This is a genomic window from Pseudoalteromonas sp. 19-MNA-CIBAN-0066 (genome assembly GCF_040308705.1).
Classification (GTDB): domain Bacteria; phylum Pseudomonadota; class Gammaproteobacteria; order Enterobacterales; family Alteromonadaceae; genus Pseudoalteromonas; species Pseudoalteromonas nigrifaciens.
The window spans coordinates 1-16,719 of the sequence record NZ_JBEONZ010000050.1; the positions used below are offsets into that span (position 1 = coordinate 1).

Consider the following 16,719-nt stretch of genomic DNA (forward strand, 5'->3'; position numbering starts at 1 on the left):
CCGTAACCCTCACACTCGCCCGGGTGCTTATTCAAACGATGGCGGCGATACTTTACTCGTTGGCGATTTAACCGGTGATATGAGTGGCAACTGCCCAACTATTGCCATTGATGATAACGTGCTTGATAATCCAGATTATATTAATGAGGTGGCAAATAACCCAGATTGTTTTGCATTTAATGAAATGCTGCCGGGTGGTTTTACACCAAACTTTGGCGGTAATATTACCGATGCGTCACTCACTATTGGTACTAAAGGTCAGTTTACTGATGGCTTTTTAAAGGATGTATATTACGACTTAAGCGGCACGGTTGGTTATAATGAATCTCGCTACTTTATTTACGACACGATCAATGCGTCTTTAGGCCCAGAAAGCCCACGTGACTTTAGCCCAGGTAAATACGAACAATTAGAGAAAAACTTTAACTTTGATCTATCCAAAGGTTTTGATTTTGGCCTAGCATACGATGTAAACATAGCATCAGGCCTAGAATGGCATGAAGAAACCTTTACTGTGATCTCTGGCGATGAAGCCTCGTTTATTGCAGGGCCACTTACCGATCAAGGCTTTGGTATTGGTTCAAATGGCTTCCCGGGGTTTAAACCCTCTGATGCCGGTGAATATAGCCGTCGTAACTACGCCGCTTATGTTGATATAGAAGCGCCCTTTACTGAAGAGTTTTTAATGGGTCTAGCCGTTCGTTTTGAAGATTACGATACCTTTGGCACGACAACTAACTACAAATTAATGGCTCAGTATCACTTAACTGAAGATTTAAATATTCGTGGTTCAATCAGCACAGGTTTTAGAGCGCCAACGGTTGGCCAAGCTAATGTGAGTAACGTACAAACAAACCTTAGCAGGGGTGTATTAGTAGATTCAGCATTATTACCACCTACTAACCCAATTGCGATACAACTTGGCGGGCAAGAATTAGAGCCTGAAGAATCACAAAGCTATACTTTTGGCGCTGTGTACACGCTAGGCGATTTATTTTTAACGGTAGATTATTACAATATTAAAGTTGATGAGCGCATTAGTCAATCTGATAAAATTGAACTTAGCCAAGCAGACAAAGACAAACTTACTGCCTCGGGCATTCCTAACGTACAAAACCTAGCACAGGTAAGCTTTTTTACTAATGACTTTGACACCACTACACAAGGTGTTGATTTAGTGGCTAACTACTCAACTGAGTTACTTAATGGCAGCTCAACATTTAGCTTAGCGTACAACTGGAATGAAACCGAAGTTACCCGCTCAACCATTATTACAGGGCCGTTTAAAGTAAGCCGTCTTGAGAATGACTTACCTAATCATCGTGCAACTCTAAGCTGGGCACAACAATGGGAAAGCTTCTCTGCGTTTACCCGCGTAAACTACTTTGGTGAATACCAAGGTGTGCATGTAGATTATGACGAAACAGCTAAAATGGCAGATGCTGCGGTTACCTTAGATGCTGAAATTACTTATTTTTTAAACGAATCAATGAGCTTTTCTGTAGGTGCACAAAACTTACTTGACCAAGAAGCTGAAAAACTTGATTTTAGTGGCGCTAGCGACTTTATCCCTAATAATAATTGGGGTGGTCAATACTACGAAACATCACCATTTGGTATTAACGGTGGTTATTATTACGTTAAAGCAACTTATACTTTTTAATCCTTATTGGTCATAAGGTGAAGGCGAAATGTGAAAGACATTTCGCCTTTTTCGCTGTATAGATAGTCAAGACAGAATCAACAGGAATGTTAAAGTTACAATGCTACTTAAAAAAGCGAATCAGTTACTGGCAGAAAACAAACTTAAAGATGCTGAGTTTTACTACAAAACAATACTTAAAGCCGATGCTGATAACGGCGAAGCCCTGTTTGGTTTAGGCCGAATTGCACTGCGCTTAGAGCGTAATGATGATGCTGTATATTTATTACAAAAAGCCTGTGAACGCCTGCCTTATATGCTTGAACCTCTACACGCACTGGCTGATGCATTTAATAATGTAAATTCACCAAATGATGCGCTAAAAGTGCTTGAGTACGCAAAAAACTTAGCCAGTAATAACCCCGACCCACATTACTATTTAGCCCAGCACTATTTAACGTCTGGTGAGCTAGATAAAGCCCATACTACTTTTTCGCATGCACTGAGCTTAGGCGTTTACCCCGTTACAGCGTATATTTTATTAGAATTGGTACAATTGGGGCGTTTTGACAAAGAACATAACTACCTCAGTAACTTGCATCACTTGCTAACGCAAACTAATAATTTACGCCTTAAAATGGTGTGCTATTACGCTTTGGCAAAAAGTTACGACAAACTAGAGGATACAGAGCAGGCATTTAACTACTTTGTGTTAGCTAACAAATTACAACGAAAACTAAGCGAATTTGATACCCAAGATCTTACTACTTTTTACGACGACATAATAAAGTACAATACAGCTGCTCTTTTAAGTTCAGCAAATAAAAGTGTGAAAGGTGGCATTACTCCTCTATTCATCATTGGCATGCCACGCAGCGGCTCAACTCTACTTGAACAGATGCTGGTAAACCATAGCCAATGTTCAAGCATGGGTGAAAGTATGAGTATAAGTAGTGATGTGATGGTGTTTTTAGAACAAAAAACCGGTTTTGGTTACCCACTGTGTTTAAATCATTTAACACATGAGTTAATTAATAAAGCCCGCGACCTTTATATAACAAAATTAAAAACTGCAAGCCCCTCTCGCCCCTTTGTTATTAATAAACTGCCGAGCAACTATCAGGCTATTGGGCTTATTTATATGCTATTTCCATATGCAAAATTTATTAATTTAACACGCGATTTTAATGCCACTGCATTTTTGGTATTTAGTAATTATTTTGCCGAAAACGAGCCTTACTTTTGCTCGTTAACCGAGTTTAAGCAATATCATAGCTTGTACGAAAAATTAATGGCGCATTGGCAAACATTTCCGGCACTGCAAATATATAACCTAAGTTATGAGCAATTAGTAACGGACCCCAAAGGCCAACTCACTGCACTACTTAGGTTTATAGGTTGCTCGTTTGAAGAAAATTGCTTGGCATTTTATAAACAAAAAATCGCGGTTACCACACTCAGCAAACACGCTATACGTGAACCGGTTAATCTGCACAATGTTGATAAGTGGCAACGCTACAAAACGCCATTACTTAAGCTTTTGGCGCAGTCGCAAACCAATTAAGTACATCTTTAAACTGCTCATTGCGCGCATGCGGATGGGTTAACATATTAATATGGTCGTAATCTATTTTATGGCCATAACGACGTCCATAAATTTGCATTTTTTGTACCCCAGGACCCGACTCTTCCATAAACTTTTGAATATCTATTGGTTGTGCGAGGGCTTTATCTTTTGCGCCTGCAATATGCAGCGTTGGCGGCAAGGTTAATTGTGCAACGGCTTTAGCGTAATCAAAGTTATCGTCACTGTCTATCCAAGGTGTTTTTTTAGCCCACTGCATACTTTGCCAATGCGACTTTTGTGTTTCATCGTCACTGCCCCACTTTAAGCGTTTAGCCGGTAAGTACCCATGCTTTTTAGCCATTAACGGCGCCATAAAATACCAAATGAAATTAGCTTGAAGTAACTTTTTAGGGTGATTATTAAATAACGAGCGCTTAGTGCCAAAGTAAGCACAGGCTTTTACGTCGTTAATATAATTTGGGAATCGTGCAAATGCGCTATTCATTAACACTCCACCCCAAGAGTGAGCCAGCCAATAATCTGGTTTTTTCCCCTCTAACTGCTCTATTTTATCTATAAATGCAGGAATATCTTCTAAAATAGCTTCGGTTTGACCATAACGAGCATGCTTGTCTATAACCGGTTTACTTTCACCACGACCACGTAAATCAGCCACATAACACACAAACCCTTGCTCGGCTAAAAAAGGCGCTAAGCCTTTGTTGCTATGGGTATAAAATATTTTACCGTTTTCTACCGCGCCATGCATAAAAAACGCCACTGCGCCATTTGGCTTATCGCTACTAATACGACGTAAATGCAGTGTTTGCTGATCGGCTAATGTTATAAATACTGATTGCTGAGTGATTGCCACAGTGAGTCCTTTTTAATTGCTAACAGCTCATCCTACCAGTAACAACCTCGTAGCCATAGGGAAAATTATCACGTTTTTATCTCGGTATTTGTTACAATTAACTTTTATTCCTGTTGTAAAAATAATCATCATGAAAGCAAGCACCTCACGCGCAAAACTACACCCTCGTAATCAACATTTAAATGGCTACGATCTTGACCTATTAACTGAGCAGCATCCTGCACTTTCTGCTTTTATTATTACAACACCTGCAGGTACAAAAAGTATTGATTTTAGCGATAACAAAGCGGTAAAAACCCTTAATCAAGCCCTTTTAAAAGCCCATTACAATGTAGATTTTTGGGATATTCCACAGCATAACTTATGCCCACCTATTCCGGGACGAGTAGACTATATTCATTATTTGGCCGACTTATTAGCTGACGATAACCAAACGCAAATTCCCACTGGCCGTCAAGTTAAAGTATTAGATATTGGCACCGGCGCTAATTTAGTTTACCCGCTCACAGGTGGGCATGAATATAACTGGCATTTTACTGGCACCGATATTGACCCTGCAGCCATTAAAGTAGCAAAACAAATTGCGCAATTTAATAATTTAAAAATAACCTTAAAACAGCAAAAAAATGCCGCAAATATATTCAAAGGAGTTATAAACAGTAAAGATCTGTATCACTTAACGCTGTGTAACCCGCCGTTTCATGCCAGCAGCGAAGACGCTGTTAAAGGTAGCGAACGTAAATGGAAAAACCTTGGCAAAGCACCTAGCAGCACACTTAACTTTGGTGGTCAAAATAACGAGCTATGGTGCGAAGGCGGTGAAGTGCAATTTATCTCTAATATGATTAAAGAAAGTGCAGCCGTTGCAGAGCAAGTAATGTGGTTTACCTCTTTGGTGTCGAAAAAAGATAATATTGCGGCTTTAGAGCAAGAATTAAAACAGCACCCTATAGCCCAATATAAAATAGTTGATATGGCACAAGGGCAAAAAGTAAGTCGTTTTATTGCTTGGAGTTATTTTGATAAAGCCACGCGTGAGCAAATTTGCGAAGAACTCGAATAATAATATAGTAAGGATTAACCCTATGATAGATTTTCGCTCAGATACGGTAACTAAACCCTCTAAAGCTATGCGCGATATAATGTATAACGCCCCTGTAGGCGATGACGTATATGGCGATGATGAAAGTGTTAACCAACTAGAAGCATATGCATGTGAGCGCTTTGAATTTGCGGAGGCACTTTTTTGTAGCTCAGGTACTCAAGCTAACTTATTGGCGTTAATGGCACATTGTGAGCGCGGAGACGAATACATTTGCGGTCAAAGCGCCCATAACTATAAATTTGAAGGCGGCGGCGCAGCCGTTTTAGGCTCAATACAACCCCAGCCAATTGAAAACGAAGCAGACGGTACACTTTGCTTTAATAAAATAGCGGCGGCAATAAAGCCTGATGATAATCATTTTGCCAACACTCGCTTATTAAGCCTTGAAAACACCATAGGCGGTAAAGTACTTGCTCTTGACTATCTTGCTGCAGCGCGCAAGTTTGTAAACCAGCACAGCTTATCGCTACACCTAGATGGTGCGCGTGCGTTTAATGCAGCAGCCGATCTTAATGTGGATATAACTGCCATTACTCAGCACTTTGATTCTGTTTCGATTTGTTTATCTAAAGGGCTAGGTGCGCCGGTTGGCTCGTTATTGCTAGGTTCAAAAGCACTGATTAGCAAAGCAAGACGTTGGCGCAAAGTACTTGGCGGCGGTATGCGCCAAGCAGGAATGTTAGCAGCAGCAGGGCAATACGCACTTGAGCATAATGTAAAACGCTTAAGCGATGATCATGCTAATGCTCGCTACCTAGCACAGCAATTAAGTACACTTAATGGCTTTAACGTTAACATGACAAACACCACCAACATGGTTTATGCCAGCTGCGAGCCTAATATTAATATACAGCAGCTAGCAGCTGATTTAAAAGCGCAAGGAATACTGTTTAGTCCAAGTAAGCAACTTAGGTTAGTAACTCACTTAGACATAACTAAAGCAGATATAGACACCTTTATAAAGGTATTAGCGGCCCATATTTAACGCGGCTTTATAATGTTTGCGGCACACCGATTCATACCGGTTGTTGCCGCCTATTTCTACTTGGTTACCATCGGCTATTGCATTGCCATTTTCATCTGTACGCAATACGTGGTTAGCTTTTCGACCACAATGACACACAGTTTTAAGCTCCACTAACTTATCGGCCCAAGCAAGTAAATACTGCGAGCCGGTAAATAGCTCGCCTCTAAAGTCGTTACGCAAGCCATAACATAGTACCGGAATACCCAGTTCATCAACCACATCGGTTAACTGCATCACTTGCTCTTTAGATAAAAACTGGCATTCGTCAACCAGCACACAATGGCGTTTTTTTTCTTGATTAAGTGACTGTATCAGCGCAAATACATCTTTGTTTTCATCAAAAATATGCGCATCGGCTTGCAGCCCAATTCGCGAAGATACTTTGCCTACACCCGCTCTATCATCAATTGCAGCTGTGAGGATCACCGGCTCCATACCACGCTCTTGGTAATTAAATGCAGATTGTAATAAAGTGGTTGATTTACCCGCATTCATTGCAGAATAATAAAAGTATAATTGCGCCATTGCTGTGCCTTCAGATAAAAAGTGCGCTTATGCTACCTCAAACGAGCGTTAATACCAATTTGGTTTATGCATTTTATGCATTAAGAACTGATCAACCGGTTTCGTGCTGCAATAACCATTGTTTTCTTGCAAGTCCACCCGCGTAACCTGTTAATTTTGCGTTTGCACCAATAATACGATGACACGGCACAATAATACTTATTGGATTTTTGCCATTTGCAGCGCCAACAGCGCGCACCGCTTTGGGGTTGTTTAATACCTTAGCAATATCGCCATACGTTTTAAGTTCCCCATAGGGAACGTTAAGTAATGCCTGCCATACACTTTGTTGAAACACGGTTCCTTGGGTATCTAAAGGTACTGTAAAGGTAGTGCGCTGCTTAGCAAAATACTCATTAAGCTGCGCTGCGGCGCATAAAATAGCGGCATTAGTCACTTCGCTAAGCGCTGTAATGGGGTAATTTTTAGGAGGATAAAAACCCACATAGCTCACGCCGTTTTCGCTGCCTTGAATAATAATATCGTCGATAGGACTCGGTAGTAAGGTTTGAATTATCATCAGTTTACGGCAAGGATACTCGGTACTTTAGTGCCGAGAGGAATTGCCGCCTCCATTAGTTGAGTTAACGTAGTGGTTCGAGCAGAAATCCGAACCGTGTTTTTCTTAATGTTAGCGCTGGCGTGAACCTTATCACCTAAAATAGTTTCTAGGGCAAAGTAGCCTGAGCTACGCTTGCCTTTAACAAAACCAGTACCTTGTGGTGTTTGTACAAAGTCGTGTTTTTTTAGGCCAAATAGCTTGCCGACTGGTATCCGCTTTTCGGAGCGGATACCCTTTGTCTATTGGTAGTCACCAGAAGCCACATGACGTTTACGTAAAACATGTTTGGCTTGTTGTACAAGCTCGCCATCTTCACAACAAATTGACACGGCATCATAGTAATGAGTTTTCGGCAAGCCCAATACTTGTTCGCGCTTAAATTTGGTCACGTAGCCAAACGTTTCTTCAAAATCCCAGCACTGTTTTAACTGGGCTTTGAGTATACCTATTTCAGTCGCATGTTTAGTCTTTGAGCGCTTCATTTTCAGCTCAAACTTTCCTGCGTGTAAATCATTATGGCACGTCTCGCATAGCGTTATTAGGTTACTGGGTGCATCAGTGCCGCCCTGAGAACGAAATACTTTGTGGTGTACGTGCAGCTTGGCGCTGTGCTTCGTTTTACGTCCACTTTGACATTTATAATTGTCACGTTGCAATACGTAGGCTTTAACGTTGTAGTAGCCCAGCTGTGCGCCTTGCTGGTAGCCGGCACCAGTCACAGTTGGGTTAGTTATCTTGTGTATATCGAAGCTAGCAGTTTCAACCTTCCAATGTGAAATTGGTAAGATAGCTTCAACCTGCTTTTTCTCACGCAAGTGTGAATCAAGCTTGCTTTTTAGAGACGGTGCTAAGCGCCCCTCTTTACGCATTGAGGCACGGTTCAACCAACGTGCAGGGCGGTAGCGTAGCTTACGGTTTCTGCGAGTCCTTCGATACATTGCACGTTGCTGCATCTTTTTTGATACGTCAGTGCGCAAAGCCACCTCGCTTTGATAAATCACTTTACCATTTGCGATAGCTGCACAGCCAACGTGTTTACTGCCAGTGTCCATGCCAGCAACTACGTGCTGAGTATGGGCGCTCGACCCATGCAATAATTTGATTGTGAACGGGGTACGTTTGACTACCTTAGCTTCGCCAGCTTTAAGCAGCTTACGTGCTTTAGCGGCCTTGCAAGGCATCAAAGGCTTCCCGTGCTTGTTAAGTACATACGCTAACATAGCGCGTATCTCCTTCGAGTAGTGCGTATGGCTGTGCTTGAGGCACACAGCAAATTCGACTTCCTCTCGACCAGATAATTTAGCTTCGCAACGTGGTTGACTGCCCCTAACTCAATAGGACTGTTTACAGTGCCACGAAAGAGCTTGGAACTGAGGCGGCATTCCAAGGTTTCTACATCTAAATTATCGTTTATTAACATTTCTAATCCTCAGTTAGTGGTCTGGTCAACAAGCGCTTTTACAAGCTCATCCGAGGGTGAGTAGTTGACTATAATTGCTGCCATAGTTGAAAAGTTAAATATGATCGAAATGGCGCGCAGTTATCGCTGCTAAACACGGCTACAGCGGCTTGCGCTTTTTTAACACCTAAATCACCATCGAGTAAAATATCGGGCTGACTTTGGCCACGTAACTTTGCATAGTTTACCGTCCACGGGCCTATGCCCTTTAAATTTAGCCATAAATCTAAATCGTCACATTGTGGGTTTAACGTGCAAAACTGCGCCAAATTATACAATGCATTTTTACGCGCTTGAGGCATTTTAAAAAACGCAAAATCACTGTTTACCAATTGCTGTGGGGTTGGAAAATAAACAGCCCCGTTGCACTGCTCCCCCAACTCACTAACGAGTTTAGTTACTAAATTATGCGCAGCAGTAACACTTACTTGCTGCCCAAGTACCGCGCGAATGCCCGCTTCAAAACTCGACCAAATTCCTGGTAGGCGCAGCCCTTCGCTCACCGCAAATGCATTATTAATATTATCTTGTATATGCATTGTGATTAAATTTATATCGGCGTCTAAATCAAGTACTCGCCGAATATTGGTAATAACTTGCTGTAAGCAATGCGTATTATTAATCGTTATCGCCACTTTAAAGTGATTTTTTTGAGCTATAAACTCGGCATTAAAACGGCCTTTGCAGTGCTCGTCTGAAAATGTACGCCCATAACTTGTCGCTGTTATCCACTCCATAGGCGCAATTAAGCGTTTTGCTAAAAACTGCTGCATAGCAGGCCAATTATATAGCGGCCTAAAGGGAAGAGTTAAATTGAGAGTTGAGTTTACAATAGAGCTAGGTGCTTTATCGCTGCTGCGTAATTTTGAAGGGGCAATATTTAGTTGCTGTAAAAATGCGTCGTTAAAACGTCTAATGCTATTAAATCCCGCTGCAAAAGCAATGTGCGTTAGCGGTAGAGTGGTTTCTTGGATCAGTTTTTTAGCAAAATGACACTGATTGAAAAGACGGTATTGCGTGATCGAAATACCAAAGTGCTGAGTAAATAAACGCCTTAAATAACGGCTACTTATCCCTAACCTTGCCGCGAGTTTTTCGCAATCATAACAAGCACCTTGATCAATTAACTGTTTTGCTCGCAGTGTCGTGGTTTTAACTCCTTGCCAAGCAAAGCTCCCCGGCGCACTATCGGGCCTACACCGCATGCAGGGTCTAAACCCCGCTTTAGCAGCATTATGTGCATACTGATAATAGGTAACGTTTATTTCATTAGCCGTGGGGGCTGGGCATATTGACCGACAATATATACCGGTACTTTTAACCGCCACATAAAAAAGCCCATCAAAACGAGGATCGCGACTCTGCCGTGCTTTTTGCCAGTGTTTATCATTCATAAACGCACACACTAATTACTAATAAGAAGCTTAAGCTTAAAGTATACGCCACACTTTACTAGCCAATTTCGGACCTTAACCATATAAGTTAACCAAAGGCAGGAATTATATGGTTAAGTTACTGTTTATTATGTAACGTGTTAAAAGGCACTCTGCCTTATTTGGCAAAGTCGATTAACTCTTGCCCTGTTAAGCGATAAATAATCCATTCATTTTGCGGCTTAGCGCCCATACTATCGTAAAAGTCTATTGCGGGTTTATTCCAATCTAATACCACCCATTCAAAACGCCCACAATTTTTATTCAGCGCTTGATTTGCTAAGTGCTTCATTATTGCTTTACCTGCCCCTTTACCGCGGCTATCAGGGCTTACATATAAATCCTCTAGGTAGAGGCCGTTTTTACCAAGCCAGGTAGAGTAATTATAAAAATAAACAGCAAAGCCAATGGGCTCGTCGCCATCAAAGCATATAATGCTATGCGCTGTTGCGCCTTCACTAAAAAGGGTATCTAAAATGGCTTGTTCATTAGTTTTAACTGCTTGTGGCTCTTTTTCATAAATAGCGAGCTCATTAATAAAGTGCAAAATGGTTTTTGCATCACTTGCTTGCGCATCACGAATGTCGATTGTGTTTGTCATACTGCTTTAACCTTAAAAATATTGCTCTAATTTATCTTTTAAAATATCAAGTTCAATTGGCTTGCTTAAATAATCATTCATGCCAGCTGCAATACACCGCTCTTTGTCTGAATCCATGGCATTGGCTGTTAATGCTATAATTTTAATTGCTTTATGCTGTTCGCCAGCCTCACCTTTACGTATTGCAATAGTGGCATCATAACCATCCATAACCGGCATTTGGCAATCCATTAGTACAACTTGAAAGTAACCTGCTTCATGTTTTGCGAGTTCCTCTAAAGCACGTTGACCATTTTCGGCTAAGACTGTTTCGCAATTGAGCTTTTTAAGCATTAAAGTAGATACTTGCTGGTTTATTGGATTATCTTCAACCAATAATATTTTAGCAGGCTCAATGGTTTTGGCTTTGCGCAACGATGAAATATACCCAGATGTTACCAATGGCAGTGCTTCGTGCTGCTCGCTATTAGTAATAACCGAAAGCGCAGAAATTAAATCGGCGGTTGTTACTGGCTTTGGAAAGTAAGCCTGAAAGCCTGCGTCAGAATAGCGCTGAGCCCCCTCTAAGCCTGCAATACTGGTCATCATTACTAATGGCATATGTTTGTAATCTGCATGCGCTTTTAATACTTCACATAACTCTATGCCATCCATGCCGGGCATTTGCATGTCTAATACAGCTATGTCATACATGCCCTGATTGTTTTTAACTCTATTTTCACAAATTAGCAGCGCATGTTCGGCATTATTTGCCAGCTCAACATTAGCTCCCCAGTGCTTGAGCTGCTCTGAAATAACCAAACGATTTGTTTCGTTATCATCAACCACCAATATACTTAACCCATTAATATTAGCCTTTGGCATATAGCGCTCTTGTTGATCGCCCTTCAGCACCTCCATGGTGACGATAAACTCACTCCCTTGGCCAGCATTACTTTTAATTGCAATAGCGCCTCCCATTAGTTCACATAACTGCTTACTAATAGCAAGACCAAGGCCAGTGCCTCCATATTCTCGAGTAGTAGACGCATCAACTTGCATAAAGGGCGCAAATAACTGTTGTTGTTTTTCTTTGCTAATGCCAATACCAGAATCTTTTACGCTAACTTGCAGCATTAGCTGGGCCTCAATACGCTCAATAGATGCGCTAACCACCACTTCGCCTTCGTTTGTAAACTTAACGGCATTACTTAATAAATTAGTTAATACTTGGCGTATTCTCCCTGGATCGCCACTTAACTGCGATGGCTCTAAGGCAACCAAATCTAAAATTATTTCTATGCCTTTATTTTGAGCTGTTAATGCTTGCGCAGCGGCTACTTCCCCAATTAAATCGCGGGCATTAAAGTTAATACTCTCTAGCTCAATTTTACCTGCTTCTGCTTTTGAAAAATCTAAAATGTCGTTTATTACACCCAGTAATGAATGCGCACTGGTTTTAGCAATTGCTACTTTAGTTTCAATAGGCTTGGGCAGTTGCTCTAACTGAATAAGCTCAAGCATGCCTAAAACACCATTCATTGGCGTACGTATTTCATGGCTCATAGTTGCTAAAAACTGACTTTTTGCTACACCGGCTTCTTTTGCCAAAACCAAAGCTATTTTTAATTCCTCAGCGGTTTGTTTACGGCGTTGTGACACTAAGGTACTGCCTACTAAAGTTGCTAAAGAGCGTAAGTAGGTTTCTTCGCTTTGCGTCCATTGGCGAAACTCCCCAACGGTTTCTGCGCATAAAATACCTAAATTTCCGTCACCGGTTGTAATAACTGCATCTAGCATAGATTTTATATTATTAGGTTTTGCATAGTGCTCAATAAAATCAACGGTAGCGGGATGACTATAAACATCGTCAATGGCTATTAAGTTTTGTTTATAAATAGCTTCGTAGTAGGCAGGGTAATCCTCTGCACTGAGCTGTGCATTACAGCAATCAACACCTTGCCCTTGTATATTTAAACTATGGCAAATCATTAAATCGCGTTGTTCGTTAAAAATCCAAATAGAAGCGCGCTGTACATCAAGCACTTCACACATAGACTTAACGGCTAATTTTTTCACCTCTGCCACATCACTGCTTTGCACTTCAGGTGCAACAGTAAGCATGGCTAAGCTTTTGTTGTAACGATTGGCTTTTTCGCTTTCAAGTTCAAGTCGCTTATGTGCATCAATACTTTGAAAAGAGCCAAAAACACGAATACACTGGCCGTTTTCAAACTCACTTTGCCCGATTGACTTAACCCAACGTTCTTGGCCAGTGTAAGTAACAATAATAAGCTCAATATTCCAGCTTTTCCCACTACTTATTGCACTTTCAAAAAGGGCATTAATTTTATCTCTGTGATAGCCTTCTTTATAATGATTTATTGCGGTGGCTATATCTGGAGAGTAACTCTGTGGCACTTCGTGAATTGCGCGTACTTCGTCTGACCAATAAAGCGTTTGCGCTTTTAAGTCTATTTCCCACGCACCTATTTGCCCCTGTTTACTCATAGATTCAAGCAGGCTTTGCTGACGTGTTATTTTTAATTGCGCCTGATAACGCTCTGTAATATCGAGTATAAAACCATCTAAATATAATACGTTTCCGTCAGTGTCATAAATGGCTTGGCCTTTTTCATTTACCCAACGTACTTCATTACCTTTCGTTATGATCCGGTATTCAACAGACCAAGGCGTGTGCTCGTCAATGCACTTAATAATCGTTTTTTCAATATCGTCACGATCGTCCGAATAAATTATTTCTAAATAACTTAACTGCTTATTCTCTAATATTGCCTCAGCGTCATAACCCGTAAGCTCTTTAGTTTGCTTACTCATATAAAGCATAGTCCACACTTTATCGTACTTACAGCGGTAAATAATGCCTGGAATATTGCCTACTAACGAGGCAAATTGGTCACGACTATTTTGTAATTCTAGCTCTGTTGCTTTTTGTTCTGTAATATCCAAATGGGTACCTATCATCCGCTTTGGTGAGCCATCATCATTCCATTCAACCACTTTTGCAGTGTCTAGTATCCATACCCAATGACCTTGTTTATGTTTCATACGTGCTTCATTAACGTAATAGTCTGTTTCACCAGAAAAATGAGCGTTTAATTTTTGCTCCGAAACGATTAAATCGTCTGGGTGGGCATACTTATACCAAGTGCCTATTACTGCTGGGCCTAACTCATCTAAGGTATAGCCAATTATTTCAGCCCAACGGTGATTAAAAGTGACTTTACCTGTGTCAATGTACCAATCCCAAATTCCCACAGCGGTAGTGTCTATTACCAACTGTAGTTGTGCTTTATGCTCTTCTAGCTCTATTTCTTGTAACTTTAATGCGGTTAAATCTGTTCGAATGGCTATATAGCTCTGTGGCTTAGCATTTTCATCTAAAAATGGCGCTATGGTGGTATCTACCCAATATAAATTACCTTGTTTGGCTTTATTACATATTTTCCCATGCCATACTTTTCCCTGTTTTAGGGTTTGGTACATTTCTTTAAAAAACTGTTTTGGGTGAGTGCCCGAATTAAGAATACGGTGATTTTTACCTATTAACTCGTGTTCGTCATAACCACTTATTTCACAAAACTTTTTATTAACAAAAGTGATAGTGCCTTTTAAATCTGTTGCAGCCACAATCGCGTGCTCATCAAGTGCACTTTTTTGCTCTGCTAAGTGCCTTAGCACAACCTGTAGTTCAGCCCCTTGTTTATAAAACTCTGTTAGTTGTTGCTGTTTATTTTCGGCCAATTTACACAGCTTACTCGATAACAAATTAAACTCTTGGCTGTCGGGTAAAATAGGTACTTGGGTGCTTTTCCCCTTGGTAATTTTATCAACAAGAGCTGTTAAGCGCCTTAATGGATGAAACAATACTCGACCAAACCACCAAGAGCACGCTAAAACAGCCAACAACATAAGCAGTGTTGCCAAAGCAAAATACTTAATAGAATAAGTATTTGTTAGCTCCTGAACATTCGGCTTAGACACTAATAGCAGCCAGCTTTGATCACCCAAAAAATTCAGCTGACTAACAAAGCCATACATTACATCATTATTTTCGTTGTTATAGGTAAACGTTTTTTGCATTAATTGTGTTTTATTTAATAATGTTTGCTCTGTTGATGGCTGTTGGTTTAATAAAGGCAAACTATTACTTGGCAATAAACTAAAACTAAGCTCGCTGTTTTTAGTATACATTGCATTTAATTGATTCATTAGCCACTGGGGGTTTATATCGGCTAAAAGAATACGGCTTAATTGTTGCTCCGTATTATATATACCAAGCGCAATAATAAAATGTGGTTGTTTTTCAATTAAAAATGATTGAAATGAAGGCGTTGCATGCTCACTCAAGCTAGTATGGATATTAGTTAACGATTGAGGAGCTATTTTGCTAATAAAAGAAGATGTAGGTGTAGCAAGCAAAGCTGCGCTATCTATTAGCTCTACATTATTTACAAATTCGTATACGTTAACAAACTCAGTTATTGCACTTTGTTGTTGCACAGAGTTAGTCGTTAACTGGTTTTTAAGTAACTTAAAATCTTTAATATAATCAGCCAGCCAAAAGCGACTAAACTGCTGAGCAATATTTGTTACCTGTTGTAATTCAGTTTGGGCGTGTTGTTCTAATGTATTATTTATTCGCTTAAAGCTCAGCCAAGAAAACAAACACAAAGGTATTAATGCAATAACTACAAAGGCTATAGTTAGCTTACTTTGTACAGACTGTCCTTTACCTGCTAGCTTTGTGAAGCTCAAACCTTTATTCATACCTGAATTACCTAGTAATTTTACCCATTTTAATACTATGTATTAATGCATTAAAAAGCCTAAGACGCAAGTTTTGCGCTAATAAGCCCATGAATTTTTTATGTGTTTTACAAACAGTACTGCTACCTGGATTTTAACTAGATATACGCCTAAGTATACACAATGAGTTAGCTAAGTTTCATCAAGCCCCGTGTAGCTGTTTTTAGCTGCTCGTGATATAACAATCTTAATATAAGTAGTTACTTGGGGATATTATGGGTCATGACCATGCACACAGCCATGTAGACGACAGCCAAAGTAACAAGCAACTCGCGCTAGCTGTTGCCATTAATGTTCTGCTTACTGTTGCGCAAGTTATTGGCGGAATATTTTCTGGCAGTTTGTCACTCATGGCAGACGCACTGCATAATCTTAGTGATGCAGCCGCTATATTTATTGCCCTTGTTGCGCGTAAAATTGGTAACAAACCTGCCGATAACACACATCACTTTGGCTACAAGCGCGCCGAAATTTTAGCTACTTTGTTCAATAGCAGTACATTAATACTGATAGGTGTGTATTTAATTTTTGAAGCTATGAGCAGTTATTTAAACCCGCAGCCAATTGATGGTTGGATCATAGTGTGGGTGGCTGCATTTGCCCTGCTAATAGATTTAATCACTGCACTTTTAACTTACCGAGCTGGCGCAAATAGCAGTATGAATATAAGAGCTGCTTTTATTCATAATGTATCTGATGCGATGGCGTCTGTTGTGGTTATTGTTGCAGGTACTTTAATTATTTTGTACCAGTGGTATATAGTTGATTTAATTGCGACAATTTTAATTTCTATTTATGTTATTTACCATGGCGTGTTACTGCTTAAACAAAGCTGTCGCATTTTAATGCAAGCTGCGCCTAATAACTTTGATACCCAAGCTGTTACATGCGCTCTCACCAAAAACTTTAATATAGAGCAAGTAATAGCTATAAAAGTATGGCAATTAGATGATAAAACCAGCCATTGCGAACTGCTGATTAACGCTCATAACTCACTTGATTTAGCAGCCGTTAAACACTTTTTACAGCATAATTTTAATATTGAAAACTGCATAATAGAAAAGCACAATAATTTA

The 16,719-nt window shown here is 40.3% G+C and carries 12 protein-coding genes; 5 read left to right on the forward strand and 7 right to left on the reverse strand.

The features are described 5' to 3' along the window. Both AAEZ18_RS17015 and AAEZ18_RS17020 read left to right on the forward strand, forming a co-directional pair. On the forward strand, positions 1–1,663 hold a 1,663-nt coding region (locus tag AAEZ18_RS17015), incomplete at its 5' end, for a TonB-dependent receptor plug domain-containing protein (RefSeq protein WP_350595346.1). 100 nt (positions 1,664–1,763) lie between these two features. After that, entirely contained in the window at positions 1,764–3,206 is a 1,443-nt protein-coding gene (locus tag AAEZ18_RS17020; RefSeq protein WP_350595343.1) for a tetratricopeptide repeat-containing sulfotransferase family protein, read from the forward strand. Here AAEZ18_RS17020 and AAEZ18_RS17025 read toward each other — a convergent pair. Beyond that, positions 3,175–4,083 carry an alpha/beta fold hydrolase gene (locus AAEZ18_RS17025; RefSeq protein WP_011329927.1) on the reverse strand — a complete coding sequence of 303 codons (909 nt, stop codon included), beginning with the start codon at positions 4,081–4,083 and terminating at the stop codon, positions 3,175–3,177. The genes AAEZ18_RS17020 and AAEZ18_RS17025 overlap by 32 nt on opposite strands. 130 nt (positions 4,084–4,213) lie before the next feature. Between AAEZ18_RS17025 and rlmF the strand changes: the two genes are divergently transcribed. Next, positions 4,214–5,146 (forward strand): 23S rRNA (adenine(1618)-N(6))-methyltransferase RlmF, encoded by a 933-nt coding sequence (rlmF, locus tag AAEZ18_RS17030; protein WP_041454980.1) that lies wholly within the window; start codon positions 4,214–4,216, stop codon positions 5,144–5,146. A 22-nt stretch (positions 5,147–5,168) separates the two neighbouring features. After that, a complete protein-coding gene (ltaE, locus tag AAEZ18_RS17035) occupies positions 5,169–6,173 on the forward strand; it encodes a low-specificity L-threonine aldolase (protein WP_350595341.1) in 1,005 nt (334 codons plus the stop codon). Here the strand turns inward: ltaE and AAEZ18_RS17040 are convergent. From AAEZ18_RS17040 to AAEZ18_RS17065, 6 genes are all read right to left on the reverse strand, one after another. Beyond that, positions 6,156–6,740, reverse strand: a complete 585-nt coding sequence (locus AAEZ18_RS17040) for a thymidine kinase (RefSeq protein WP_058374918.1) — start codon at positions 6,738–6,740, stop codon at positions 6,156–6,158. The genes ltaE and AAEZ18_RS17040 overlap by 18 nt on opposite strands. Before the next feature lie 91 nt (positions 6,741–6,831). Beyond that, positions 6,832–7,299 carry a methylated-DNA--[protein]-cysteine S-methyltransferase gene (locus tag AAEZ18_RS17045; RefSeq protein WP_086994528.1) on the reverse strand — a complete coding sequence of 156 codons (468 nt, stop codon included), beginning with the start codon at positions 7,297–7,299 and terminating at the stop codon, positions 6,832–6,834. 281 nt (positions 7,300–7,580) lie between these two features. Further along, on the reverse strand, positions 7,581–8,561 hold the full coding sequence (gene iscB, locus AAEZ18_RS17050) for an RNA-guided endonuclease IscB (protein WP_350595339.1): 981 nt from the start codon (positions 8,559–8,561) through the stop codon (positions 7,581–7,583). A gap of 268 nt (positions 8,562–8,829) precedes the next feature. Beyond that, positions 8,830–10,194, reverse strand: coding sequence for a DNA-3-methyladenine glycosylase 2 family protein (locus tag AAEZ18_RS17055; RefSeq protein ID WP_350595338.1), 1,365 nt, complete (start codon positions 10,192–10,194; stop codon positions 8,830–8,832). A 157-nt stretch (positions 10,195–10,351) separates the two neighbouring features. Continuing rightward, positions 10,352–10,834 carry a GNAT family N-acetyltransferase gene (locus AAEZ18_RS17060; protein ID WP_011329920.1) on the reverse strand — a complete coding sequence of 161 codons (483 nt, stop codon included), beginning with the start codon at positions 10,832–10,834 and terminating at the stop codon, positions 10,352–10,354. 12 nt (positions 10,835–10,846) lie between these two features. Further along, positions 10,847–15,604 (reverse strand): PAS domain-containing protein, encoded by a 4,758-nt coding sequence (locus tag AAEZ18_RS17065; RefSeq protein WP_350595335.1) that lies wholly within the window; start codon positions 15,602–15,604, stop codon positions 10,847–10,849. Positions 15,605–15,858: 254 nt separating this feature from the next. On the opposite strand from AAEZ18_RS17065, the gene AAEZ18_RS17070 reads away from it, so the two are divergent. After that, the coding region (locus AAEZ18_RS17070; protein ID WP_179808292.1) for a cation diffusion facilitator family transporter at positions 15,859–16,719 on the forward strand (861 nt) is incomplete at its 3' end.